The 23,559-nt window shown below is 71.2% G+C and carries 22 protein-coding genes; 11 read left to right on the forward strand and 11 right to left on the reverse strand.

The genetic code is table 11. From position 1 onward, the window contains the following. Nucleotides 1-101: 101 nt before the first annotated feature. The 7 genes from ACFOX0_RS08140 (at nt 102) to wecB (ending at nt 8,315) form a co-directional block, all read left to right on the forward strand. Nucleotides 102-890, forward strand: coding sequence for a class I SAM-dependent DNA methyltransferase (locus ACFOX0_RS08140; RefSeq protein ID WP_377543237.1), 789 nt, complete (start codon nt 102-104; stop codon nt 888-890). 112 nt (nt 891-1,002) lie between these two features. Continuing rightward, the gene (locus ACFOX0_RS08145) at nt 1,003-2,466 is read left to right on the forward strand and encodes a hypothetical protein (protein WP_377543239.1); all 1,464 of its coding nucleotides are present in this window, start codon (nt 1,003-1,005) and stop codon (nt 2,464-2,466) included. Between the two features lie 162 nt (nt 2,467-2,628). Then, nucleotides 2,629-3,786: a glycosyltransferase gene (locus ACFOX0_RS08150; protein ID WP_377543240.1), complete on the forward strand. Its 1,158-nt coding sequence runs from the start codon at nt 2,629-2,631 to the stop codon at nt 3,784-3,786. Next, nucleotides 3,783-4,820: a polysaccharide biosynthesis protein gene (locus ACFOX0_RS08155; protein WP_377543241.1), complete on the forward strand. Its 1,038-nt coding sequence runs from the start codon at nt 3,783-3,785 to the stop codon at nt 4,818-4,820. Before ACFOX0_RS08150 ends, ACFOX0_RS08155 begins: the two co-directional genes overlap by 4 nt. After that, a complete protein-coding gene (locus tag ACFOX0_RS08160; protein ID WP_377543242.1) occupies nt 4,817-5,944 on the forward strand; it encodes a polysaccharide biosynthesis C-terminal domain-containing protein in 1,128 nt (375 codons plus the stop codon). The genes ACFOX0_RS08155 and ACFOX0_RS08160 overlap by 4 nt, the downstream gene beginning before the upstream one ends. Continuing rightward, on the forward strand, nt 5,941-7,176 hold the full coding sequence (locus ACFOX0_RS08165) for a glycosyltransferase family 4 protein (RefSeq protein ID WP_377543243.1): 1,236 nt from the start codon (nt 5,941-5,943) through the stop codon (nt 7,174-7,176). The genes ACFOX0_RS08160 and ACFOX0_RS08165 overlap by 4 nt, the downstream gene beginning before the upstream one ends. Beyond that, nucleotides 7,173-8,315 carry a non-hydrolyzing UDP-N-acetylglucosamine 2-epimerase gene (gene wecB / locus ACFOX0_RS08170; RefSeq protein WP_377543244.1) on the forward strand — a complete coding sequence of 381 codons (1,143 nt, stop codon included), beginning with the start codon at nt 7,173-7,175 and terminating at the stop codon, nt 8,313-8,315. Before ACFOX0_RS08165 ends, wecB begins: the two co-directional genes overlap by 4 nt. Here the strand turns inward: wecB and ACFOX0_RS08175 are convergent. The 4 genes from ACFOX0_RS08175 to ACFOX0_RS08190 all read right to left on the reverse strand — a co-directional run bounded on the left by ACFOX0_RS08175 (nt 8,307) and on the right by ACFOX0_RS08190 (nt 13,326). Continuing rightward, entirely contained in the window at nt 8,307-9,074 is a 768-nt protein-coding gene (locus tag ACFOX0_RS08175) for a GNAT family N-acetyltransferase (RefSeq protein WP_377543245.1), read from the reverse strand. The genes wecB and ACFOX0_RS08175 overlap by 9 nt on opposite strands. Next, the gene (locus ACFOX0_RS08180; protein WP_377543246.1) at nt 9,062-9,697 is read right to left on the reverse strand and encodes a sugar transferase; all 636 of its coding nucleotides are present in this window, start codon (nt 9,695-9,697) and stop codon (nt 9,062-9,064) included. Before ACFOX0_RS08180 ends, ACFOX0_RS08175 begins: the two co-directional genes overlap by 13 nt. A 6-nt stretch (nt 9,698-9,703) precedes the next feature. Beyond that, nucleotides 9,704-10,816: a lipid II:glycine glycyltransferase FemX gene (locus ACFOX0_RS08185; protein ID WP_377543247.1), complete on the reverse strand. Its 1,113-nt coding sequence runs from the start codon at nt 10,814-10,816 to the stop codon at nt 9,704-9,706. 80 nt (nt 10,817-10,896) lie between these two features. Beyond that, a complete protein-coding gene (locus tag ACFOX0_RS08190) occupies nt 10,897-13,326 on the reverse strand; it encodes a Tex family protein (RefSeq protein WP_377543248.1) in 2,430 nt (809 codons plus the stop codon). A 131-nt stretch (nt 13,327-13,457) separates the two neighbouring features. Between ACFOX0_RS08190 and ACFOX0_RS08195 the strand changes: the two genes are divergently transcribed. Beyond that, nucleotides 13,458-15,005, forward strand: a complete 1,548-nt coding sequence (locus ACFOX0_RS08195; protein ID WP_377543249.1) for a deoxyguanosinetriphosphate triphosphohydrolase family protein — start codon at nt 13,458-13,460, stop codon at nt 15,003-15,005. 120 nt (nt 15,006-15,125) lie between these two features. Here ACFOX0_RS08195 and ACFOX0_RS08200 read toward each other — a convergent pair whose 3' ends face one another. From ACFOX0_RS08200 to ACFOX0_RS08210, 3 genes are read right to left on the reverse strand one after another with little or no spacing between them, the layout of a single operon-like run. After that, complete coding sequence (locus ACFOX0_RS08200; RefSeq protein ID WP_377543250.1) at nt 15,126-15,635, reverse strand: hypothetical protein; 510 nt, start codon at nt 15,633-15,635, stop codon at nt 15,126-15,128. After that, complete coding sequence (locus ACFOX0_RS08205; RefSeq protein ID WP_377543251.1) at nt 15,632-16,627, reverse strand: hypothetical protein; 996 nt, start codon at nt 16,625-16,627, stop codon at nt 15,632-15,634. Before ACFOX0_RS08205 ends, ACFOX0_RS08200 begins: the two co-directional genes overlap by 4 nt. A 19-nt stretch (nt 16,628-16,646) precedes the next feature. Then, nucleotides 16,647-16,838 (reverse strand): hypothetical protein, encoded by a 192-nt coding sequence (locus ACFOX0_RS08210; protein WP_377543252.1) that lies wholly within the window; start codon nt 16,836-16,838, stop codon nt 16,647-16,649. A gap of 390 nt (nt 16,839-17,228) precedes the next feature. On the opposite strand from ACFOX0_RS08210, the gene ACFOX0_RS08215 reads away from it, so the two are divergent. Continuing rightward, nucleotides 17,229-17,447, forward strand: coding sequence for a winged helix-turn-helix domain-containing protein (locus tag ACFOX0_RS08215; protein ID WP_377543253.1), 219 nt, complete (start codon nt 17,229-17,231; stop codon nt 17,445-17,447). A 51-nt stretch (nt 17,448-17,498) separates the two neighbouring features. Further along, nucleotides 17,499-17,714 carry a winged helix-turn-helix domain-containing protein gene (locus tag ACFOX0_RS08220; RefSeq protein ID WP_377543254.1) on the forward strand — a complete coding sequence of 72 codons (216 nt, stop codon included), beginning with the start codon at nt 17,499-17,501 and terminating at the stop codon, nt 17,712-17,714. Nucleotides 17,715-17,766: 52 nt separating this feature from the next. On the opposite strand, the gene ACFOX0_RS08225 is transcribed toward ACFOX0_RS08220, so the two are convergent. From ACFOX0_RS08225 to ACFOX0_RS08240, 4 genes are all read right to left on the reverse strand, one after another. Next, complete coding sequence (locus ACFOX0_RS08225; protein WP_377543255.1) at nt 17,767-18,912, reverse strand: MBL fold metallo-hydrolase; 1,146 nt, start codon at nt 18,910-18,912, stop codon at nt 17,767-17,769. Between the two features lie 232 nt (nt 18,913-19,144). Continuing rightward, on the reverse strand, nt 19,145-19,909 hold the full coding sequence (locus ACFOX0_RS08230) for a succinate dehydrogenase/fumarate reductase iron-sulfur subunit (protein ID WP_377543256.1): 765 nt from the start codon (nt 19,907-19,909) through the stop codon (nt 19,145-19,147). Continuing rightward, on the reverse strand, nt 19,906-21,840 hold the full coding sequence (locus ACFOX0_RS08235) for a fumarate reductase/succinate dehydrogenase flavoprotein subunit (RefSeq protein WP_377543258.1): 1,935 nt from the start codon (nt 21,838-21,840) through the stop codon (nt 19,906-19,908). The genes ACFOX0_RS08230 and ACFOX0_RS08235 overlap by 4 nt, the downstream gene beginning before the upstream one ends. A 2-nt stretch (nt 21,841-21,842) precedes the next feature. Then, nucleotides 21,843-22,529, reverse strand: coding sequence for a succinate dehydrogenase cytochrome b subunit (locus ACFOX0_RS08240; protein WP_377543259.1), 687 nt, complete (start codon nt 22,527-22,529; stop codon nt 21,843-21,845). Between the two features lie 71 nt (nt 22,530-22,600). Here ACFOX0_RS08240 and ACFOX0_RS08245 point away from each other — a divergent pair, with 71 nt between their 5' ends. Further along, entirely contained in the window at nt 22,601-23,536 is a 936-nt protein-coding gene (locus tag ACFOX0_RS08245) for a LysR family transcriptional regulator (protein WP_377543551.1), read from the forward strand. The last annotated feature ends 23 nt before the right edge of the window (nt 23,537-23,559 follow it).

Consider the following 23,559-nt stretch of genomic DNA (forward strand, 5'->3'; position numbering starts at 1 on the left):
TCCAGGTGCCGCTACCATCGGGAGGTCGGAATGCCGTTGTCCTGCGACGTCGTGCGGGCACGCCGACGACGTCCGGCCGCCGTCCCCGTTCGGAGCGGCGGATGAGCGCCGGGGCGGACGCCGGTGACGACCGCTTCTACGACTCCTACGTGTCCACCCATGCCGGCACCGGCGGGGCGGCGGCTGCCGCGTTGGTCTATCGCCGTGACATCCGGCCATATCTGCCCCGCCGCTCCGCCTCCTGCCGGGTCCTGGACATCGGTTGCGGTCAGGGGAAGCTGGTGGCCCTGATGCTGGCCGACGGGCTCGACGCCCACGGTGTCGACATCAGTCCGGAACAGGTCGCCGTGGCGCACGCCCGTGGGCTGGACCGCGTCCAACTGGGTGACCTGCACCGCTACCTGCACGAGACGGCCGGCACCTGGGACGCCATCGTCGCCACCGACGTACTGGAGCACCTGACCAGGCGGGAACTGATCCGCACCTTCGACGACGTGCGTGCGGCGCTGCGCCGGGGTGGCCGATTCATCGCCCGGGTGCCCAACGCGGTCAGTCCGACCGGCGGTCACACCATGTACGGCGACTTCACCCACCAGACCTGGTTCACCCACCGCAGGGTGGCCCAACTCGCCGCGGTCACCGGGTTCGACTCGGTGCGCAGCCGCGCGTGTCCGCCTCCGGTGCACGGACTGACGAGCTTGGTCAGGTCCGTCGTCTGGGGCCTGATCGGCGGCGCGTGGAAGCTGGCGCTGATGGCCGAGACCGGGCAACTGCGCGGGCACATCGTGACGCAGAACCTGACATTCGTGGCTGCCTCGGGCGAGTTGGCGGTGTCCCGTCCGGTGACCCGGGCGGCGGTGTCCGTCGACTCCGAACGTCAGCCCGCCTGAATACCGTCGTTCGGCCCGGGACCGGGTCGGCACCGCGCCGCGGCGGATCGGCGGATGCGGCCGGACGGCGCCGCTGCCCACGGTGAACAGCCGAAGGTGAGGAGGACCTGCGTTGTCTGAGGAACCGGGGACCAGAGCCCGGCCGGGTGCGCTCCGGCAACGCGTCCCGGCCGGGGCCGGCCACCGGGGGGTTGTGCTGCCGTTGCTGTCGTCCGTGCCGGGGGTGGCCGAACCTGGACCGGTCCGGCCACGACGGACGGACGCTCGGTGGCGGCTGGTCGCGCTGTCGCTGCTGGTGGCCTGCGCCTGCGGGCCGTACCTGGTCGCCGGGCTGCGTACCGAACAGGCCAGCGTCTATCTCGTCTGCGGGGTGGGTCTCGTCTGCGGCTGGTGGCGTTCGACGCCGGCGGCCCCGAACGGACTGCTGGTGGTGTACCTGCTCGGGTTCGAGTTGGTGATCGCCCTGTTCGGCTGGTTGTTCCCCGCCCCGCCCACCCTGGAAATCGGCTGGGCCGACGAACCGCTGCGTGCCCTCGACAACTTGGTCATGCCCGGCGCCGTGCTGTTCGCCACCTGGATGTTGCTCGGCGCGTGGGTCGACCCCCGGCCCTACCTGCGCGCGGTCTGTGGCGTGATCGTCGCACTGGCCTGTGTCAACACCGGTCTCGCGTTCCTGTCCGTCACGTTCGACCTGACTCCGTTGCTGCAGGGTTTCTGGGTTCAGGGCGAGCTCACGCCCTCGGTGGCAGCGCTGGCGTTAAGCACCGGCCGCTACGGCGGGATCTTCAATCAGCCGGCCGAGGGCGGTCATTTCTACAGCATCGCCCTGCTCTCGCTCATCTACCTGTTCCACCGTCGGCCGTGGTGGCTGGCCGCGGCCGCCGCCGTCGTCATCCTCGGTGGAACCCTGGGCGCGTCGAAGACCTTTCTTCTCGGCGGACTGCCGGTCGGGGTATGGCAGATTCTCCGGACGGCCGGTCGGCGACCCACCTGGTGGCTCGGCGCGGCGGGGGTCGGCTCCGTGGTCTACGGGCTGCTGAGGGTGGCCGCCGGACACGGTGTGAACTGGAACGGGCTCGGCGTCCTCGCCACCTACTTCGCGCCCGCCGACGACGCGGACCTGGTCCACCTCTATTCGGCGGGCCGGTTCGGTGACCACGCCGCCCTGTACGACGTGACGATCGCGATTCTCAAGACGTCGCCCTGGACGGGCTACGGACTGAACGGGGTCGGCTGGCCGTACGACAGCGCCTGGCTCGGTGCCTTTGCCGTGGGGGGTCTGCTGGGAGTGTTCGCCTATACCGCGGTCCTCTGCGTGCTGCTGTGGAGTTGGTGGAGACGGCGTCCTTCGTCGGACCCGAACATGTCCCGGCTCGCGGGCGGACTCGTGCTGGTGACGATCACCTCGTCCCTCGGTTACCCGGCACTGTCCGGGAACCGGGCCGCCACTCCCATGTGGGTGTTGTTCGCGCTCCTGTTGTTGAGCAGGCGGATCGGGTCGCGGGACGGACGCCGCGACCCGGGCGAAGCCGAAGCGCGGATAAAATTTACGAATTACGGTGTTTCGTCACCCTGAATCGCTTCTGTCGTTGGCCAGTTCATGCGGTTGCTTTCCGGTAGAGCGTCGAACGGACCTGAATCAACCCCGATGCTCGGTTCTGCTCCTCCGACAACCCCGGACCCCATTCGCACCGAGCCGACCCACCCGGCGGCTGACCGCTCGTTACGAGCGCTGGTCATGTGTGCGGCCTTCGAACCGGGATTCCGGGCCGGCGGCCCGATCCGGTCGATGGTCGGCCTACTCGAGGCGATATCCGATCGGGTGGACCTTTCGCTGGTCACCCGCGACCGGGACATCGGGTCGTCCGAACCGTACCCGGTGCGGTCCGGACAGTGGATCAAACGGGGCCGGTCGCGGGTGTTCTACCTGGACGGAGGCAGTCTGCGGCAGTGGCTGCGGCTGTGGCGGGAGCTGCGCAGCACCCCGTTCGACGTGCTCTACGTCAACAGCCTGCTGGGGCTCCCGTTCAGCATCCTGCCGGTGCTCGCCGTGCGGTGTGGGCTGTTGCGGGTTCGCCGGGTGCTGCTGGCACCCAGAGGAGAACTCGATCGTGGCGCGTTGCGCATCAAGGCTGGGAAGAAGCGGCTGTTCCTGCGCTGCTACCGGCCGGTGCTGCGCGGGGTGGACCTCGTCTGGCACGCCAGCAGCACGCGTGAGGCGGACGACGTCCGACGATGGCTCCCCACGGCCCGGATAATGGTGGTTCCGAACAACACGGCCCTGCCCCGAGAGCCGCTGCCGGCCGTCCCGCCGGAGGACGGGCCGGCGCGGTTGGTGTTCATCAGCCGAGTGCACCCGAAGAAGAATCTCCAGCTGATCATCACGGCGTTGGCGGCGGTGTCGATTCCGGTGACCTTCGACATCTACGGCCCGCTGGAGGACGCCGCGTACTGGGCCGGCTGTCAACGATCGTGTCGGGAACTACCGCCCCAGGTGCGGGTCCGGTACCGCGGGGAAGTGCCGCTGAGCCAGGTGCGGGACACCTTCGCCCGGTACGACGCCTTCGTCTTCCCCACCTTCGGGGAGAACTTCGGGCACGTCATTCCCGAGGCGCTGTCGTCGTCCTGCCCGGTCATCTGCTCGGCCGAGACGCCGTGGAGCGAGGTGATCACCAGTGGTGGCGGCGCCGTGTTGACCGAGTCGACTCCGGCCGCGCTGGCTCGGGAGATCGTCCGGGTGGCCGGAAGGAACGCGACGGACCGGCTACGTGCCAAACAGGCGGCGGGAGCGGCCTACGCACGGTGGCGCGCCGAACCACGGAACAACGCCAACGTTCTCGATGAGTTCCGGACGGCGGCAGATCCGGTCAGCGCCACCGGTGTGGTTCGGCCGTGACCGACCCGCTCGCCGGCCGCCGGGTGTTGATCACCGGCGGGACCGGTTCCTTCGGACAGACCATGACGCGCCGGTTGCTCGACCGGGACGTGGCCGAGGTTCGAGTGCTCAGCCGGGACGAGGCGAAGCAGGACGACATGCGTCGCCGGCTCGGTGACGATCGGGTGCGCTACCACGTCGGTGACGTCCGGGACGTCGACACGGCGCTGCGGGCGACCCGCGGCATCGACCACGTCTTCCACGCCGCAGCCCTCAAACAGGTGCCGTCGTGCGAGTTCTTCCCCCTCGAGGCGGTCCGCACCAACGTGCTGGGCAGTGCCAACGTCGTCGAGGCGGCCGCGCGCAGCGAGGTGCGGTCGGTGGTGGTCCTCAGCACCGACAAGGCCGTCTACCCGGTCAACGCGATGGGCATCAGCAAGGCCCTGATGGAGAAGGTGATCCAGGCGCACGCCCGGAACAACCCGGGCAGCCGGACCACCGTCTGCTGCGTCCGGTACGGGAACGTGATGTACTCCCGGGGCTCGGTGATCCCGCTCTTCGTGGAGCAGATCAGGGGCGGCCGGGCATTGACGGTGACCGACCCGCACATGACCCGGTTTCTGATGTCCCTGGCCGATTCGGTGGACCTGGTGGAGCATGCCTTCACCCACGCCCGACCCGGCGACGTGTTCATCCGCAAGGCGCCGGCGTGCACCGTACGGAACCTCGCCGAGGCGGTCTGTCAGCTGTTCGACGTGCCCGCCAAGATCGACGTCATCGGCATCCGGCACGGCGAGAAGCGGGACGAGACGCTGGCCAGCCGGGAGGAGTTGGCGCAGGCAGACGACTTCGGTGACTTCTTCCGGGTGCCGGTGGACGCCCGCGACCTGAACTACGCGCTCTATGTCAGCGAGGGCGAGACCGAGGTGGTGGCGGCGACGGACTTCACCTCCGCCAACGCCCGCCGGCTCGCCGTACCCGAAATAATCGAGCTGCTCCGGGGCCTGCCGGAGCTGCGGGCGGAGCTGGCGCGGTGGGGATCGGTGCCGGCATGACGCGACTGGCCCTCACCGGTGCCGACGGCTTTCTCGGTTGGCACGTCCGGGTCCTGATCCGCGTGCTCGGCTGGCCCGAGCCGGCCGTCGTCGGCCGCGCGGACCTGGCCGACGCGGACCGCTTCGCCGCCGTGGTGGATGGCGCGGACCGGCTACTGCACCTGGCCGGAGTCAACCGGGGCGATCCGTCCGACGTCGCCGTCGGCAACGTCGAACTCGCCGCCGCGGTGACCCGCGGCATGCGTCGATGCCGGCGCCCGCCGGGCCGCATCGCCTTCGCGAACTCGGTGCAGGCCGGCAACGGCACCCCGTACGGGGACGCGAAGGCCGCGGCGGCGGTGGCCCTGGCCAGCGTCGGCGAGCTGGACGACGTGCGGCTGCCCAACCTGTACGGCGAACACGGTCGCCCGTTCTACAACTCGGTGGTGGCGACCTACTGCCGGGTGCTCGCCGACGGCGGTCGGCCCGAGGTGCACACCGACCGCGAGCTGGCGCTGGTGCACGTGACCGACGCCGCGGCCCGGCTGATCGGCGCCCCGGACGGCGGCTCGTGGGACGCCACGATGCCCGAACTCCGGATCGGCGTGCGGGAACTGGCGGACCTGCTGGCCGCCGTCGCGGCGGGCTACCGCGCCGGTGACCTCCCGCCGTTGCCCGATCGGCACGCCGTCCGGTTGTTCAACACCTACCGCTCACACTGTTTCCCGGCGCACTACCCGTTGCCGCTCGTCCGCCGCACCGATCCGCGTGGCGACCTGGTCGAGGTGGTCAGGGCGGGCAGGGGCAGCGGGCAGACGTTCTGTTCCACCAGCCGGCCCGGCGTCGTCCGCGGTGAACACTTCCACCTGGCCAAGGTCGAGCGTTTCGTGGTGCTCCGCGGCACCGCGGAGATCGCCCTGCGGCGCGTCGCACACACCCCGGACGTCATCCGGTTCGCCGTCGACGGCGACGCGCCCGTGCTGGTCGACATGCCGACGATGTGGTCACACCGTCTGGTCAACACCGGTCCCGGCGAGCTGCTGACGCTGTTCTGGACGAACGATCTGTTCGACCCGGACCGTCCCGACACCTACCCCGAGCCAGTCGAGTCCGGGACGCGGCAGACCGTGGGGGCGCCCGGATGAGGATCGGACTGATCAGCCAGTGGTTCCCGCCGGAGGCGAGCTTCATCACCGGGAATCTCGCCACCGGCCTCGCCGGGCGCGACCACGACGTGCGGGTGCTGACCACGTTTCCCAGCTATCCGCAGGGCCGGACCTATCCCGGCTACCGGCAGCGGTGGAACGACCGGACCGTCCACGGCGGCGCCCTGGTACGCCGGGTACCCGCCTACCCGAGCCGCGACCGCTCCGCCGTCCGGCGCGTCGCGAGTTACCTGTCCTTCGGCGCGAGCAGCGCCGCGGCCGGCGTCCGCTACCTGGCCCGACGGGACGTCAACTACGTGTATCTCAGCCCGCCCACGGCGGCGGTCGGGGCGGTGCTGACCCGTGCCCTGCACCGCGTCCCGTACGTCCTGCACGTCCAGGATCCCTGGCCGGAGTCGGTCGTGCACTCCGGCATGGTGCCCGGCGGCAGAGCCGGGAGCGTGCTCGGGAGCGCGATCGCGAGCGTGGTGCGTCGGCTCTACCGGTCGGCCGCCGCCATCGTGGTGATCTCTCCCGCGATGGCGGAGATGGTGATCGCGGCCGGCGCCGATCCGGCGCGGGTACGGGTGCTGTTGAACTGGACCGACGAGCGGTTGTACCGACCGGTGCCGCGGACCGCGGCCGCCCGCGCGGAACTCGGCCACCCCGGTCGGTGCACCGTCCTGTACGCCGGCAACATCGGGCCGGTGCAGCGGCTGGAAACCGCCGTCCGGGCGGCCGCCGCCGTACCGGACCGGATGGATCTGGTGCTGATGGGATCGGGTGTGGCGGAGCACGCCGTCCGACGGTTGGTGGACGAACTCGCCGCGCCGAACGTACGGATCCTGCCGCGCCGACCGGCCGCGGCGATGGCAGGGCTGTACGCCGCGGCCGACTACCTGTTGGTCTGCCTGCGCGACGCGCCAGGATTGCGCGGCACGGTGCCGTCCAAGCTGCAGGCCGCGTTGGCCTGCGGGGCGCCGGTGATCGTGTCGGCCGGCGGCGACGCCGCCAAGCTGACCCGGTCGGCCGGTGTCGGGTTCGTCTGCCCACCGGAGGACTGGCGGACGCTCGCCGAGCAGTTCGCCGCCGCCGCGGACCTCCCGCCGCAGGCCCGGGCGGAGATGGGGGAACGGGCCCGCCGGACGTACCTCGAACGGATGTCGCTGCGCAGTGGACTCGACCAGTTCGAGGACATCCTGGCGAAGGTGGCCGGGATGGGTGCGCCGTGACCCGGGTGATGACCGTGGTCGGTACCCGACCAGAGATCATCCGGCTGTCCCGGGTCATCGCCCGCTTGGACGACACCGTCGACCACGTGCTGGTGCACACCGGCCAGAACTGGGATCCGACCCTGTCGGACGTCTTCTTCCGGGATCTCCGGCTGCGGCAGCCGGACCGGTTCCTCCGGGTCGAGACCACCTCCCTGGCCCGGGTGCTGGGCGGAGTCCTGGTGGGTGTGGAGGAGGCGATCGACGAGTCGCGTCCGGACGCGTTGCTGGTGCTGGGGGACACCAACAGTTGCATCGCGGCGCTGATCGCCCGGCGGATGCGGGTTCCCGTCTATCATATGGAGGCCGGCAACCGGTGCTTCGACCTCAACGTGCCGGAGGAGACCAACCGCCGGCTGGTCGACCACGTGGCCGACTTCAACCTGGTCTACACCGAACACGCCCGACGCAACCTGCTCGCCGAAGGGCTGCACCCACGCCGCATCCTGCACACCGGCTCGCCGATGCGCGAGGTGCTCGACCATTACCGACCCGACGTCGAACGGTCCACGGTCCTCGACCAACTCGGCCTCCAACCGGACGGTTACTTCCTGGTCAGCGCGCACCGGGAGGAGAACGTCGACGACACGGCCCGGTTGAACCGGCTGCTGGACTGCCTGCGGGCGGTCCACCGCCGATGGGGCCTGCCGGTGCTGGTGTCGGCGCATCCCCGGACGCGCAAGCGGTTGGAGGCGCTGGCACCCGATCCGACCACGCTGTCCGGGATCTCGTTCCACGAGCCGTTCGGCCTGCTGGACTACGTACGGCTGCAGTCGCGGGCCCGGTGCACGCTGTCCGACAGCGGCACCATCAGCGAGGAGGCGGCGATCATCGGTTTCCCCGCGGTCACGCTGCGCGAGTCGATCGAACGACCGGAGGCGCTGGACGTCGGCGGCATCGTCATGACCGGCCTGGACCCGCAGGGGGTGCTGGAAGCGGTCGAAGTCACCGTGCGCCAGGTGGCCGTGGACGGTGTCCCATGCCCGGCCGACTACCAGATACCGGACACGTCCCGTCGGGTGGTCGACTTCATCCTCTCCACGGTTCGGCGACACCATGACTGGGCGGGCATCCGTCACCCGGTGGCGTCCTTACCGTAACTGCTTCCGCATCCGGATGAAACGCGCGAACGGCTGGCCCGCCGTCGCGTCGGAGATGATCCGGTAGGCCCGGAGCGGACGGTCCCGGATGGCCAACGCGCGGCTGACGACGACGGCGTCTGCGGCGGAGGCCGCGCGAACCCGGTCGCCGACCACCCGTACGGTCCGGATGCCGCCGTCGAGACCTCGGACCGAGCAGTCTCCGAAGCCGTACGCGTCGTGCTGGGCCCAGAGGCTCGCCCAGTCCACGATCAGAGTGACGGCGGTGGCCGGCTGGTCATGCCCCGGGTGCGGCTCGTGCCAGCACCAGGCCGACAGCTCCGTGTCGGTGAACCCGTTCCGGCGGTAGAGCCGGTGCGCCGAGGCGTTGCCGAGCGAGACGTCCAACAGCATTGTGGCCAGGCGCAACCGGGTCGCGATCGCCTCCCCGTCAGCCAGGATCCTCGTCCCGATCCCACGGCCGCGATGGTCGTCGCGCACCGCCACACCGTTGAGGAACAGCGCATCGGGCAGGATCCGCCAATCGGCCACCGCGATCAGTTCGGTCCCCGCGGTCACGCCGCGCAGCAGCAGGCTCCGGTGTGCCGGAGGCGGCGTCAGCGCGCGGGCGAGGAAGGCGTCGTACCGTTCGGCGCCGTAGGCGACGAGCGGGCGACAGACGCCGGGCACGCTGGCGGCGAGCAGGCCGGCCGCGTGTCGGAGCAGGTGTCGGTCGGGTGCCGACGTTCCGATCGCTACGTCGTCGATCAGCGGTGCCACGCGGGCGCTCGTTCCTCGTCGAGATCGAGCATCAGCGCGGACGGGTCGCTCGCCACGCCACTGCCGAGCAGGGCCGCACGGGCGGTGCGGGCCAGAATCCTCAGGTCCAGCCAAAGGGATTGCTCGTCGACGTACCGCACGTCCAATGCGAGGCGCTCATTCCAGGGAAGATGGTTGCGGCCGTTGATCTGGGCCAGACCGGTGATCCCCGGGCGGACGGTGAAGCGGGCGAGTTCGGCCGGCGTGTACCAGGGGTCGTAGCGGGGCAGCAGCGGCCGGGGGCCGACCAGGCTCAGATCGCCGCGGAGAATGTTGACCAACTGTGGTAGTTCGTCGATGCTCCATCTGCGCAGGAACCGGCCGGCCCGCCCGCACCGCTCGCCATCTGGGAGTTGCCGTCCGTCCGGTGCCCGGTCCGGCCCCATGGTCCGCAACTTGTAGATCAGAAACCGACGCATCGCGTAACCGGTGCGTTCCTGCTTGAAGAAGACCGGCGCGCCCAGGCTTATTCGCACGAACGCCATCGCGGGCAACAACGCCGGGAGTGCGACGACGAGTAGCGCCGAGGCCACCCCGATGTCGACCGCACGTTTGATCGTTCGGGTGAAGGCATGGGAAGGCATCGGCGACTACATTCCAATCTCGATTCCGGCGGGTGCGGTGGACGGTGGCAACGGGCTCCGGTAGGCCGGGAAGTAGCCCTCGTCCGGTGACCAGGTCGGATCCCGCCGGCGTCCCTCGGCCCGGTGCGCCCGCACCAGGCGCTCGTACGCCGGTTTGTCCAACACCCGGCTGCCCACCGAGTACGGAACGAGTCCCGTCGGGGCGAAGGAGCGCTTGTACCGGACGATGCCGTCGTCCGGGGTGTAACCCCCGCCGAGTACGAACGACGTCTTCCCGTGTTGCCTGCCCCATTCGATGATCGCGAACTTGAGAAGATCGTTGGGGCGGACGTCGAACGCGGCGGCGACCGTACCGCCGAGGTACGAGTAGATGTGGTCGGCGGACACGAGGACGAGTTCGGTCGAGACGATCTCCCCGCCGTGCCGGGCGTGGAAGAACACGAACTGACCGGGCAACTCCTGGCCGAGCCGTTCGAACATGTGCCGGGGAAAGTGGTACGCCGCGTCTGCCGCACGGCGTCGCATGGTGCCGTGGTAGATACGCAGAAAGTCGTCGAGGTGTGCGCCGTGCTCGTCGACCTCGACGGTGACGCCTCGCTGGCGGGCCCGCTTGACGTTCTTCCGCACCTTGTGTTCGAACTCGTACCACATGACGCCGGGCGGCGTCGTCAGGTCCCGGACGACGTTCGTGAGCTTGGGTTCGACCTGCCCCGGGTAGGGCAGCAGGTGGTGCCGGAGGACGGGTATCCGGACGAACTCCGTCACCACGCCCTGTCCGCGGCAGAAGTCGTCGAACCTGGACCAGAAATTTTTGGCGGCCACCTCGTCGATGTCACTGTGGAACGGGCCGCCGTAGCCGTACGCACTCGTGATGTCGCGCAGCGGACGGCCCGCAGCGGCTCGCAGGTGGGTGGCGTCGACCGGACGCAGGACGAAGGGGTAGAGAACGAAACCATGATCCGTCGCCGCGTAGGCGGCCATCGGTACGTCGTCCGGTCCCGCGAACAGCCCGACGTACGAGGGGTGTGCGAAGACCTCGCGGTGCCGCCAGGCGTCGTGGACCGCCCGCCAGCGCGCGTTGTCCGTCGGACGTCGCGCGTTCCAGATCTCGAAGTCCACCGGCGCCTCCTGCCGGGACAAACGACGAGCCGTCGGTTCGGTGGTGGTCGGGCCGACCAGGGTTTCCGGGGCACCGCGGCTCAGCGGCCTCCGAGCCCCTTGTCCAGCCCGGCCCGGCGCAGCGCGTCGGCCATCGCCCCGCCGCCGAAGCCGCCACCACCGGAACCGCCCTGCCCGCCGCGACCACCCCGGTCACCGCCGCCCCGGCCACCCTGCCGGGGCTGACCGCCCCGCCGTTCGCCGCCGCCGCGCGGCGTACCCCGGTCGGCCCCGCCGCGGTCGGACCGGCCACCGCCGGCACCGCGCTGCGGCCGGCCGTCGGCCTCCGGCTCGTCCTCCAGCCGCAGGGTGAGCGAGATCCGCTTGCGCGGTACGTCCACGTCCAGCACCTTGACCCGGACCACGTCACCCGACTTGACCACGTCCCGGGGGTCCTTCACGAACGTCTTCGACATCGCCGACACGTGCACCAGCCCGTCCTGGTGGACCCCGACGTCGACGAACGCGCCGAACGCGGCGACGTTGGTGACCACGCCCTCCAGCAGCATCCCCGGCGTCAGGTCGGAGAGCTTCTCCACGCCCTCGGCGAAGGTGGCCGTCTTGAACGCCGGCCGCGGGTCCCGGCCCGGCTTCTCCAACTCGGCGATGATGTCGGTGACGGTCGGCAGGCCGAACGTGTCGTCCACGAAGTCGGCGGCCCGCAGCCCGCGCAGGATCGCGCTCCTGCCGATCAGCGCCTTCAGGTCACCGCCGGTCGCGCCGAGGATCCGGCGCACCACCGGGTACGCCTCCGGGTGCACCCCGGAGGCGTCCAGCGGGTCGTCGCCGCCCGGGATGCGCAGGAAGCCGGCGCACTGCTCGAACGCCTTCGGCCCGAGCCGGGCCACCCCCTTGAGGGCGGACCGGTTGCGGAACGGGCCGTTCGCGTCCCGGTGCAGCACGATGTTCTCGGCCAGCCCGGCGCCGATGCCGGAGACCCGGGCGAGCAGGGGAGCGGACGCGGTGTTGACGTCGACGCCGACCGCGTTGACGCAGTCCTCGACCACCGCGTCCAACGACCGGGACAGCTTGATCTCGGACAGGTCGTGCTGGTACTGCCCGACGCCGATCGACCTCGGGTCGATCTTGACCAGTTCGGCCAGCGGGTCCTGCAGTCGGCGGGCGATGGAGACCGCGCCGCGCAGTGACACGTCCAGCCCGGGCAGCTCCTGCGACGCGTACGCCGAGGCGGAGTAGACCGAGGCGCCGGCCTCGGACACCATCACCTTGGTCAGCGTCAGCTCCGGGTGCCGCTTGATCAGGTCGGCGGCCAGCTTGTCGGTCTCCCGGCTGGCGGTGCCGTTGCCGATGGCGACCAGCTCGACGCCGTGCGCCGCGGCCAGCTTCGCGAGCGTGTCGATCGAGGCGTCCCACTGCCGGCGCGGCTCGTGCGGGTAGATCGTCTCGGTGGCCACCACCTTGCCGGTGCCGTCCACCACGGCCACCTTCACCCCGGTCCGCAGCCCCGGGTCCAGCCCCATCGTGGCCCGGGTCCCGGCCGGCGCGGCGAGCAGCAGGTCGCGCAGGTTCGTGGCGAAGACCCGCACGGCCTCCTCCTCGGCGGCCTGCCAGAGCCGGGTCCGCAGGTCGGCGGCGAGGTGGATGAGGATCCGGGTACGCCAGGCCCAGCGCACCGTGTCGGTCAGCCACCGGTCGGCGGGGCGGCCCTGGTCGGCGACCCCGAACCGGGCCGCGATCTCCGCCTCGTACCGGCCCGGCCCGACCGGCGGCGCCTGAGGGGTGCTCTCCTCCGGCTCCATGGCCAGTTCGAGAACGCCCTCCTTCTCGCCCCGGAACATGGCCAGCACCCGGTGCGACGGCAACTTGGTGTACGGCTCGTCGAAGGAGAAGTAGTCGGCGAACTTCGCGCCGGCCTCCTGCTGCCCGTCGCGTACCCGGGAGGCGAGCCGGCCCCGCGACCACATCTGCTCGCGCAGCGAGCCGATCAGGTCGGCGTCCTCGGCGAACCGCTCGACCAGGATGGCCCGGGCGCCGTCCAGCGCGGCGGCCGGGTCGGCCACCCCCTTCTCGGCGTCCACGAACGCGGCGGCCGCCGCCCGCGGCTCCACCGTCGGGTCGGCCAGCAGGCCGTCGGCGAGCGGCTCCAGGCCGGCCTCCCGGGCGATCTGCGCCCGGGTCCGCCGCTTCGGCTTGAACGGCAGGTAGATGTCCTCCAGCCGGGCCTTCGAGTCGGCCGCCAGGATCTGCGCCTCCAGCGCCTCGTCCAGCTTGCCCTGGCCGCGGATCGAGTCGAGCACCGCCGCCCGGCGCTCCTCCAGCTCCCGCAGGTAGCGCAGCCGCTCCTCCAACGTGCGTAGCTGCGCGTCGTCGAGCATGCCGGTGGCTTCCTTGCGGTACCGGGCGATGAACGGCACCGTCGAGCCGCCGTCGAGCAGGTCGACGGCGGCCTGCACCTGCCGCTCACGTACGCCGAGCTCCTCGGCGATGCGCTGATGAACAGACGTGGTCACGATCCTGATCCGCTCTTCCGGGGTCGAAGTCCGTCCTGCATTCTGCCGTCCGCCACCGACGTCGCCACCGGCCACCCACCGACACCGCCGACCGCCGGTCGTGCTCCGGTCGGCTGCGCTAGCGTTCGATCATGCGCGTACCTGGGGACCCGGTGCCGGGACGGCCGGCCGGGGCGGACCACGCGGGCCGGGCCCGCCGGCTGTTCGGCGGCCGGACCGGCGCGGTGGGTGATCTGGCCCGCAGCCCGTACCGGGTGGACCGGGACCGGATCATCAGCTCGCCGTTCTTCGCCCGGCTGGGCGGTGTCACCCAGGTGATCAGCCCGGGCGGGTCGGGGCTGCTGGTGCACAACCGGCTCACCCACAGCCTGAAGGTCGCCCAGGTGGGCCGGGCGATCGCCGAGCGGCTCACCGCCGACGACCGGTACGCCGACCTGCTCGACGCGCTCGGCGGCTGCGACCCGGACGTGGTCGAGGCGGCGGCGCTGGCGCACGACCTCGGGCACCCACCGTTCGGGCACCTCGGCGAGCAGGTGCTGGACCGGGTGGCCCGCCGGCGGCTCGGCCTGCCGGACGGGTTCGAGGGCAACGCCCAGTCGTACCGGATCGTCACCAGCACCGAGATCCGCGGCACGGCGACCATCGGTCTGGACCTCACGGCGGCGGTCCGGGCGGCGATCCTGAAGTACCCGTGGACCCGGCTCGACCACCCGGACCCGCACCCGCGCTCGTTCGACCCGCCGCCGCGCGGCGCCGCCGTCCCGGCGGACGACCCGGAGAGCGGGTCGGCCAAGTTCAGCGCCTACCGCACCGAGGTCGACGACCTGCGCCAGGCCCGCGAACCGTTCGCCGGCCGGATCGCGGACTGGCAGCAGACCGTCGAGGCGTCGGTGATGGACATCGCCGACGACATCGCCTACGCCATCCACGACGTGGAGGACTTCCACCGGGTCGGCGTGCTGCAACAGGGGGCGGTGGCCGGTGAGCTGCTCGGCTGGCAGCGCGACGCCGCACAGCTGGGCGGCCTGACCGACGCCGGCCTGACCGACGGCCGGCGCCGTCCCGGCTCGGCCATCGAGCGGCTGCGCCGGCAACTGCGCCGCAAGGACGCCTGGGTGTACGACGAGGACGCGTTCGCCGCCGCCGTCGAGCACGTCCGGGCCGAACTCGTCGACGGCCTGCTCGCCGCCCCGTTCGACGGCTCGATCGAGGCCGAGCAGTACGTGGCCGGCTTCTCCGCCCGGTGGACCCGCCGACTGGTCGACACGATCAGCGTGGTGGAGAAGCCGCCGGCCCGCTCCGGGCACGTGCTGTTGGACGTGGCGCAGTGGCACGAGGTGCAGGTGCTCAAGCTGGTGCACCACCGGTTCGTGCTGGCCCGCCCCGACCTGGCGCTGCACCAGCGCGGCCAGGCCCGGCTGCTGGACACCCTGGTCGAGGCGCTGTTCGCCTGGGTGCTGGACCCGGAGGAGAACGGCCGGCTGCCGCAACGGTTGCGCGACCTGGTCGAGCTGGCCGAGACGGAGCTGCACCCGCGTACCGCGGACCGGGCGGTGAAGGCGCGGGCCCGGGCCACCGTCGACTTCGTCGCCGCGCTCACCGACGGTCAGGCCGTCGCCCTGATGGACGCCCTCTCCGGCCGCTCCGGCCAACTCTGGACGGACGCCTTCGTCCTGTAGTCACCCTGCCCCGGCCCCGGGTGCTCCCGAGGCGCACCCGGTGGCCAGGGGGAGGCACCAAGAGCATCAGTTGGAAAGCTGTCCCGGCACCGGCGTGTCGCACCGGAAAAGCGCTGATGTTCATGAGCCAGGCCGGAGCGGTTCGGCCGGGTCGGTGCGTCCCGTGTCGTCCGGCGACGGTTTGGGCCGGCCGCACGCATCCGGTGCCGGTTCGACGCCGGGGCGGGTGTACGTGTCGGCGGCGGTGAGGAAGTCGTCGAGTTCGGCGCGCGGCATGCCCTCGTCCTCGAGGAGACCGAGGACGAGCAGGGTCTGCGCGGCCACCGCCGGCCCGGTGACCGGAACCGGTTCCGTCTCGCCCAGCGCCGCCCAGACCAGTCGTTCGGCGGTGGCCGGGTCGAGGTCGTGACCGGTGTGGTCGTACCGCTCGCGCACCGTGGCGACGAACCGGATGACGGGTGCCCGGTCCTGGCCGGGTCGGAAGCGGCGCCGGACGGCGAGCAGGAGCGCGCCGGAGAGCAGATCGGCGTAGCGCTGCCAGTCGGATTCGGCGAAGTGCCGCAGTCGCCGGTCGTGGCTTCGGACGTGCCCGTCGAGCAGGTCGCGCAGGGCCGCCTTCGGGTCGTTCATCGTCTTGTCTCCTCGCGCAACTGGTGACGTACCGTGGCCCAGAAGCTCGGGTGGTCGCGGCGTCGCGTCCGGACGATCAGCTTGCCGGCGGTGGCGGCTCCGGCAGCCACCGCGACCCGACAACGGCCCTCGGCCGCAGCCGGTGCCGCGCTCCTGCTCTCGACCGCGTTCCCGCCGCCGACCGCGTTCCCCCGCTCAATCGCGTTCATGGCGGGTACAGCCGACCGGACGGTGGCGGGAGCCGGGTCGAGCGAGGCGTCGACACCACTTCTGCCGGTCGGCGCTGCGGGGTCGAGAGCCGGGTGCGGCCCAGCGATCACGGCCGCGTACCGGTCGATGGCTAGCCCGCCGATCGCCAGCCGCGCGGCGACCAGGTCGAGCCGCGCGATCGCCGCGCCCCACTGCCGGGCCGCGATCAGTGCGGCAGGGTTTCGGGTACGGCGGAGCTGGTCCTCGGCCACCGTGAGGCGCAACCGGGCGGTGGCGGCAAGTGTGGTGGCCCGGTCGGCGTCGGCGCGGGCTCTGCGCAGGCCGGCAAGGAGGTCGGCGGCGGTGCCGCCGGGTGTGCCGGGGAGTCGGCGGGCGTCGGCGAGTCCGGCGTGGACCAGGCCGAGGGCCTGCCAGGCGTCGGTGAGGGCGCGTCGCCAGTCGACGAGGCGGCGGTCGAGGTGGTGGACGCCGTCGAGGTGGCCGGCGGCGCGGTCGACGGCTTCCTGGATGGCGAGGGCGGTTGTGCGTAGGTCGTCGATGGTGCCGACGGCGGTGGTGACGGCCTGCGCGGCTGGTCGGGTGTGCGGGGTGGGTAGGTCGGGGCGGGTGTAGTGGGCGGCGGTCTGTTCGGCGCTCTGGCGTTGGTCGCAGGGGCCGGGGCGGCCGCAGGCGTCGCAGAGGCCGGTGTAGGTGTTCGTGGTGTGGGTGTCGAGGACGTGTCGGGCCTCGGCGTGACGTTGGTCGGCGTGGGCGTTGAATGCGGTGGTGTCGAGGGCGGTCACGGTACCTCCTCGGTCATGGTCACAGTCCCTCCTTGACGAGTTGAGCGAAGCGGACCTCGTCGCAGGGATAGTCGTCGCCGCAGGCGCAGACGAGTTTCGCGATTGCCTTGGGCGGGTGGGCGAACAGGACGAAGTCGGCGTCCTCGATGTCCTGGCGGGACGGCATCGGGTCGGGCTGGTCCGGGTCGTCGGCGAGGGGAGTGGGACTCACCGGTTCAATACCTCCTTCTGGTCGCATCCCCCTGCTGCGGGAGCCGCGCGCGCCTCGGCTGGCGGCTGTTGATCTCGCAATGTCGGGGACTTTGCTGCTTCGTGGTCTCGTCGAGACAGCAATGTCAGGGATATTGCTGCCTCGTGGCCGGTTCGAGTGGTGGATGGGGTGCTGGGCCCGCGTGCGGGCGGGGCGGCGCACCCGGCGGATCAGGGGGAGTCCGACCAGCCGGGCGTTGTGCGGTGCCGACCGTCTCCAGGCTGCTGACCAGGGAGCCGATCGGACGCAGCTTTACATGTGCGCCGATACAAAGCAAGGGATGAGTGGCGATTTGTTGCCATACAAAGTTCGGGCGTGATCAAATGGCGGTGCTGACCAGGGAGTGCCGCTATGCCTGCCAAACCGAAGTGGGAGCAACTTGCCGACCATCTCCGGAATCAGATCGAGTCCGGAGAGTTGGCTCCAGGTGCCAAACTGCCGTCCACGTCCCAGCTCACCAAGGAGCACGGCGTGTCGGCCATCGTCGTGCGCCAAGCGATCTTCAAACTGCGGACCGAGGGCTTGATCGAGGGCGTCCAGGGCGTCGGCGTCTTCGTGGTCGAGCACTAACCGGCCGGCCCAGCGGTGACCTCAGTTTGAGGAGAACGGAGTCGAGCCGTCGTGCCTGACCCTCAGTGGCAAAGGTTGGCGAATGAACTTCGGATCATGATCGAGTCCGGAGAGTTGGCCCCTGGGACGAAATTGCCGTCGTTCGCTCACCTCCAACAGGAATACGGCGTGGCGAGCAGTGTTGTACGCCAAGCGGTTCTCGCTCTTGAGGCGCAGGGCTACGTCGAGGGCGTGCGGGGATCCGGGGTCTTCGTCGCCGAGCGGTAGCGGACAACCCCCGGCGGCAGGTGACCCGGCTGCGGCTGGTGACCCGGTTGCGTCAGGTGACCGACTCCCACCAGGGGTCGAGCGGGGGTGGGTCGGCCAGGTCGATCCGTTCGCCCGGTCGGGGCACCGCCAGCCGTACGTCCCGCGCCTTCGCCTCCCGCCACAGCCGGTTCACCGGGTCGGCCCAGGTGTGCAGGGCCAAATCGAAGGTGGCCCAGTGCACCGGGATGAGCACGTCGCCGCGCAGGTCCAAGTGGGCGGCCACCGCCTCCTCGGGGAACATGTGGATGTTCGGCCAGGCCGGGTCGTACGCGCCGATCTGCATCAGGGTGACGTCGAACGGGCCGTACGTCGCGCCGATCTCGGCGTAGCCCTCGAAGTAGCCCGAGTCGCCGGTGTAGAACACCCGCCGGTCCGCCCCGGCGATCACCCAGGAGGCCCAGAGGGTACGGTCCCGGCTGAAGCCGCGGCCGGAGAAGTGCCGGGCGGCGGTGGCGGTCAGCGTCAGGCCGGCGACCGTGGCGCTCTCGTCCCAGTCGAGTTCGACGATCCGGTCGGCCGGGACGCCCCAGCGTTCCAGGTGCGCGCCGACCCCGAGCGGCACCACGAACGGCGCCGACCCGCCGCGGCTCAACGCCCGGACGGTGGGCAGGTCGAGATGGTCGTAGTGGTCGTGCGAGATCAGGATCGCGTCGACCGGCGGCAGGTCGGCCAAGGCCACCGGCGGCGGGTGCAGCCGGCGCGGGCCGACCAGCCGGGACGGCGAACACCGGTCACTCCAGATCGGGTCGATCAGCACCCGCCGACCGTCGAGTTCGACCAGCGCCGAGGCATGCCCGTACCAGGTGACGGCGAGCGCACCGGACGACCCGGCGGCGTCGGTGGGTCCGGGGCGTACCACCGGGATCGGGCCGGTGGGTCGGCGCCGGCTGGCGCCGAAGAACAGCTCCCGCAGGACGGCCTGGTCCGGCACGCCCACCATCGTGTGGGTGCTCTCCCGGTTGCGGAACTTCCCGGCCCGGAACTGCGCCGACCGGCCGACCCGCTCGGCCCGCGGGCCGGCGGCCCGGCCGCCGAGCGCGAGCGGGATGTCCCGCACCGCCCAGGCGGCGGCCGCCAGCGCCGCGACGGCCAGCACCCCACGGGTACGCCGGCGCCGGCGCCGCCGGACCGAATCACCGTCCCGCTCAGCCGGCATCGCCACCACCTGGACCGGTCGTCGTCATGCCATACACCGTAGGCCAGAACCGCGCGACCCGCCGCGTCGGCCGATCATCGACAGCCGTCGGGGCAGGGCAGTGGCGGTGCGGGTCGGTCGACCGGTTGCGCCTGCCGGCCGCGATCGTGCCGTTCCACCGGCGGGCCGGTGTCCGCCGGACCTACCCAAGGGTTCTCGTCGACCACCTGCCGGCACGCCTGACCGCGGCCGGTCAGCTGCCGCCGGGGGTGCCGCCGCGCTTGGCGGTGGCGGACAGGTAGTCCCGGTTGAGCCGGCCGATGGTGGTCAGCGGGATGCCCTTCGGGCAGACCGCGGTGCACTCGCCGGCGTTGGTGCAGCCACCGAAGCCGGCCTCGTCGTGCGCGTCGACCATGCCGATCACCCGGGTGTACCGCTCGGGCTGGCCCTGCGGGAGCACGCCGAGCTGGGTGACCTTGGCGGCGGTGAAGAGCATGCCGGAGCCGTTCGGGCAGGCCGCCACGCAGGCACCGCAGCCGATGCAGGCCGCCGACTCGAACGCCACGTCGGCGTTGGCCTTGGCCACCGGGGTGGAGTGCGCCTCCGGGGCGCTGCCGGTCGGCGCGGTGATGTAGCCACCGGCCGCGATGATCCGGTCGAACGCCTGCCGGCTGACCATCAGGTCCTTGAGCACCGGGAACGCCTTCGCCCGCCACGGCTCGATGTCGATGGTCTCGCCGTCTTTGAAGTGCCGCATGTGCAGCTGGCAGGCGGTGGTGCCGCGCTCCGGGCCGTGCGCGTTGCCGTTGATCACCATGCCGCAGGCGCCGCAGATGCCCTCCCGGCAGTCGTGGTCGAAGGCCACCGGTTCCTCACCGGCGAGGGTGAGCCGTTCGTTGAGCACGTCGAGCATTTCCAGGAACGACATGTCCGGGGAGACGTCCTCGACCGGGTAGGTGACCATCCGGCCCTTGTCGTCCGGGCCGGCCTGTCGCCAGATGCGCAGGGTGAGATTCACTTGTAGCTCCGCTGGCTGGGGTGGACGTATGCGAACTCGAGGTTCTCCCTGTGCAGCACCGGCGGCTGGTCGGCGCCGGTGAACTCCCAGGCCCCGACGTAACTGAAGTGCTCGTCGTCGCGCTCGGCCTCGCCGTCCGGGGTCTGGCTCTCGGCCCGGAAGTGCCCGCCGCAGGACTCGGTACGGTGCAGCGCGTCGACGCACATCAGCTCGGCCAGTTCGAAGAAGTCGGCCACCCGGCCGGCCTTCTCCAGCGCCTGGTTGATGCCCTCGCCGTCGCCGGGCACCTTGACCCGCCGCCAGAACTGCTCGCGCAGCGCCCGGATCTCGTCGATCGCCTTGCGCAGACCGGCGTCGGTGCGCTCCATGCCGCAGTGCTCCCACATGATCCGGCCGAGTTCCCGGTGGAACGAGTCGACGGTCCGGTCGCCGTTCACGGCCAGCAGCCGCTCCAGCCGGTCCTGCACGTCGGCGCGGGCCCGGACCGCCTCCGGGTGGTCGGCCTCGACCTTCTCGAACGGGCCGGCCGCGAGGTAGTCGCCGAGCGTGCTGGGCAGCACGAAGTACCCGTCGGCGAGGCCCTGCATCAGTGCCGAGGCGCCGAGCCGGTTGGCGCCGTGGTCGGAGAAGTTGGCCTCGCCGATGACGAACAGGCCCGGGATGGTCGACTGCAGGTCGTAGTCGACCCAGAGGCCGCCCATCGTGTAGTGCACCGCCGGGTAGATCCGCATCGGCACCTCGTACGGGTCCTCGCCGGTGATCCGCTGGTACATCTCGAAGAGGTTGCCGTACTTGTCGGCGATCGCCGTGCGGCCCAGCCGCCGGATCGCGTCGGCGAAGTCCAGGTAGACGCCGAGCCCGGTCGCACCGACCCCCCGCCCGGAGTCGCAGACGTTCTTGGCGGCCCGGGAGGCGATGTCCCGGGGCACCAGGTTGCCGAACGAGGGGTACATCCGCTCCAGGTAGTAGTCCCGCTCGTCCTCCGGGATGTCCTTCGGCGAGCGCTCGTCACCGGCCGTCTTCGGCACCCAGACCCGGCCGTCGTTGCGCAGCGACTCGCTCATCAGGGTGAGCTTGGACTGGTGCTCGCCGGAGACCGGGATGCAGGTCGGGTGGATCTGCGTGTAGCAGGGGTTGGCGAACAGCGCGCCCTTGCGGTGCGCCCGCCAGGTGGCGGTGACGTTGCAGCCCTTGGCGTTGGTGGACAGGTAGAAGACGTTGCCGTAGCCGCCCGAGGCGAGCACCACGGCGTCCGCGAACTCCGTGGTGATCTCGCCGGTGACCAGGTCGCGGACCACGATGCCGCGGGCCCGGCCGTCGACCACGATCAGCTCCAGCATCTCGTGCCGGGCGTTCATCTCGACGTTGCCGAGCCCGATCTGCCGCTCCAGCGCCTGGTACGCGCCGAGCAGCAACTGCTGGCCGGTCTGCCCCCGGGCGTAGAAGGTGCGCTGCACCTGGGCCCCGCCGAAGGACCGGGTGTCCAGCAGGCCGCCGTACTCCCGGGCGAACGGTACGCCCTGCGCCACGCACTGGTCGATGATCTCCACCGACACCTGGGCGAGCCGGTGCACGTTCGACTCCCGGGAGCGGAAGTCGCCGCCCTTGACGGTGTCGTAGAACAGCCGGTAGATCGAGTCGCCGTCGTTGCGGTAGTTCTTGGCGGCGTTGATGCCGCCCTGCGCGGCGATCGAGTGGGCCCGGCGCGGGCTGTCCTGGTAGCAGTAGGACTTGACCCGGTAGCCCAGCTCGCCCAGGGTCGCGGCGGCCGACCCGCCGGCCAGCCCGGTGCCGACCACGATGACGGTGAGCTTGCGCCGGTTCGCCGGGTTGACCAGCTTGGCCTCGAACCGGCGGGTGTCCCAGCGGTTCTCGATCGGCCCGCCGGGAGCCTTGGTGTCGGCGATCGGGTCGCCTTCGGTGTAGAACATGGTCACTTCACCAATCCGACGAGTACGGCGAACGGGACCACCAGATAGCCGGCGCAGAGCAGGACGGCGAAGCCGAGCGCGAAGGCCCGGGCCCGCCGCTCGCCGCGCGGCCGCTGTTGGCCGAGGCTGCGCACCGCGCTGAACATGCCGTGCCGCAGGTGGAAGCCGAGGGCGACGATCGCGAGCGTGTAGAAGAGGGTCACGTACCAGCGGTCGTCGGCGAAGTCGGCGACCACGTTCCCGTACGGGCTGGCCGCATCGCCGATCGGGTTGAGCGTTCCGGTGGTCAGGTCGAGGATGTGGTAGATCACGAAGAGCAGGATGATCACGCCGCCCCAGCGCATGGTGCGGGCCGCGTAGCTGCCCTGGACCGGCTTGCGGTGGGCGTACTTCACCGGGCGGGCGGCCCGGGCGCGCAGGGCCAGCACGGTGGCCGCCCAGATGTGCGCGAGCACCGCCAGCACCAGCACGGTGCGCTGGATCCACAGATAGACCGACCCGGGCAGCAGCGGGGTGCCGATCCGGCGCAGCCACTCGGCGTAGTGGTCGAACGCCGCCTGACCGGCGAACACCTTCAGGTTGCCGAGCATGTGCGCGAGCAGGAAGAGCACCAGGACGATGCCGGAGACCGCCATCAGGGCCTTGAGACCGACCGACGAGCGGATCGGCGTGCGGGTCGTTACTGCCACCTTTGCGACGGTAGGAGGCCTCGCATCAGTCGTCCAATGCATCGAAGCCACACCTACGATAGCCGTAAGCTATATACGTGCAGCTCCATCAGTTGAAGTACTTCGTGGCGGTGGCCGAAACCCGGCATTTCACCCAGGCGGCCGATCTGGTCGGCATCACCCAGCCCTCGCTCAGTAAGCAAGTTCACGTCCTGGAGACGGCGCTCGGCGCGCCGCTGTTCGAGCGGGTCCGCGGCAACATCACCCTCACCGCCGCCGGCGAGGTGCTGCTGCCGTTGGCCAAGCGGATCCTGGCCGACGTCGACACCGCCCAACGCGAGGTGCAGGAACTCGTCGGCCTGCGGCGGGGCCGGGTCCGGCTGGGCGCCACCCCCAGCCTGTGCACCTCGCTCGCCCCGGAGGTGCTGCGCCGCTACCACGACGCGTACCCGACGGTGGACCTGCGGGTGGAGGAGGGCGGCTCCCAGGACCTGGTCCGCGACCTGCTGCGGGGCGACCTCGACCTCGCATTGATCATCCTGCCCGGGCACGGCCCGGACCCGGCACTGCGGGCCGAACCGATCCTGCGGGAGAGCCTGGTGGTTGCCTCGGTCGACCCGGTGCCCGGCACCGACGCGGCCGGCGAACTGTCGATCACCGATCTGCGCGGGCAGCCGTTGGCCATGTTCCGGTCCGGCTACGACCTGCGGGACGTCACCATCCAGGCGTGCCGGGACGCCGGCTTCGAACCGACCTTCGCGGTCGAGGGCGGCGAGATGGACGCGGTGCTCAGCTTCGTGCAGGCCGGACTGGGCATCGCCCTGGTCCCGGGCATCGTGGTGGCCAGCCGGCCCCGGCTGCGGGCCACCCCGCTCGCCGCGCCCGGCGTGCGCCGGACCATCGCCCTAGCCCGCCGCCGGGAGGCGGTCCCGACGAACGCCGCCCGCGAACTGCGCCGGATCCTGCTCCGCCACGTCCGGGACACCGCCGACCAGGGCCGCCTGCCACCCGGCGTCCAGCCGCTTTGACGACGCCAGTGCGACGAGTGGCG

Source organism: Micromonospora zhanjiangensis (genome assembly GCF_042650605.1).
Classification (GTDB): Bacteria; Actinomycetota; Actinomycetes; order Mycobacteriales; family Micromonosporaceae; genus Micromonospora_J; species Micromonospora_J zhanjiangensis.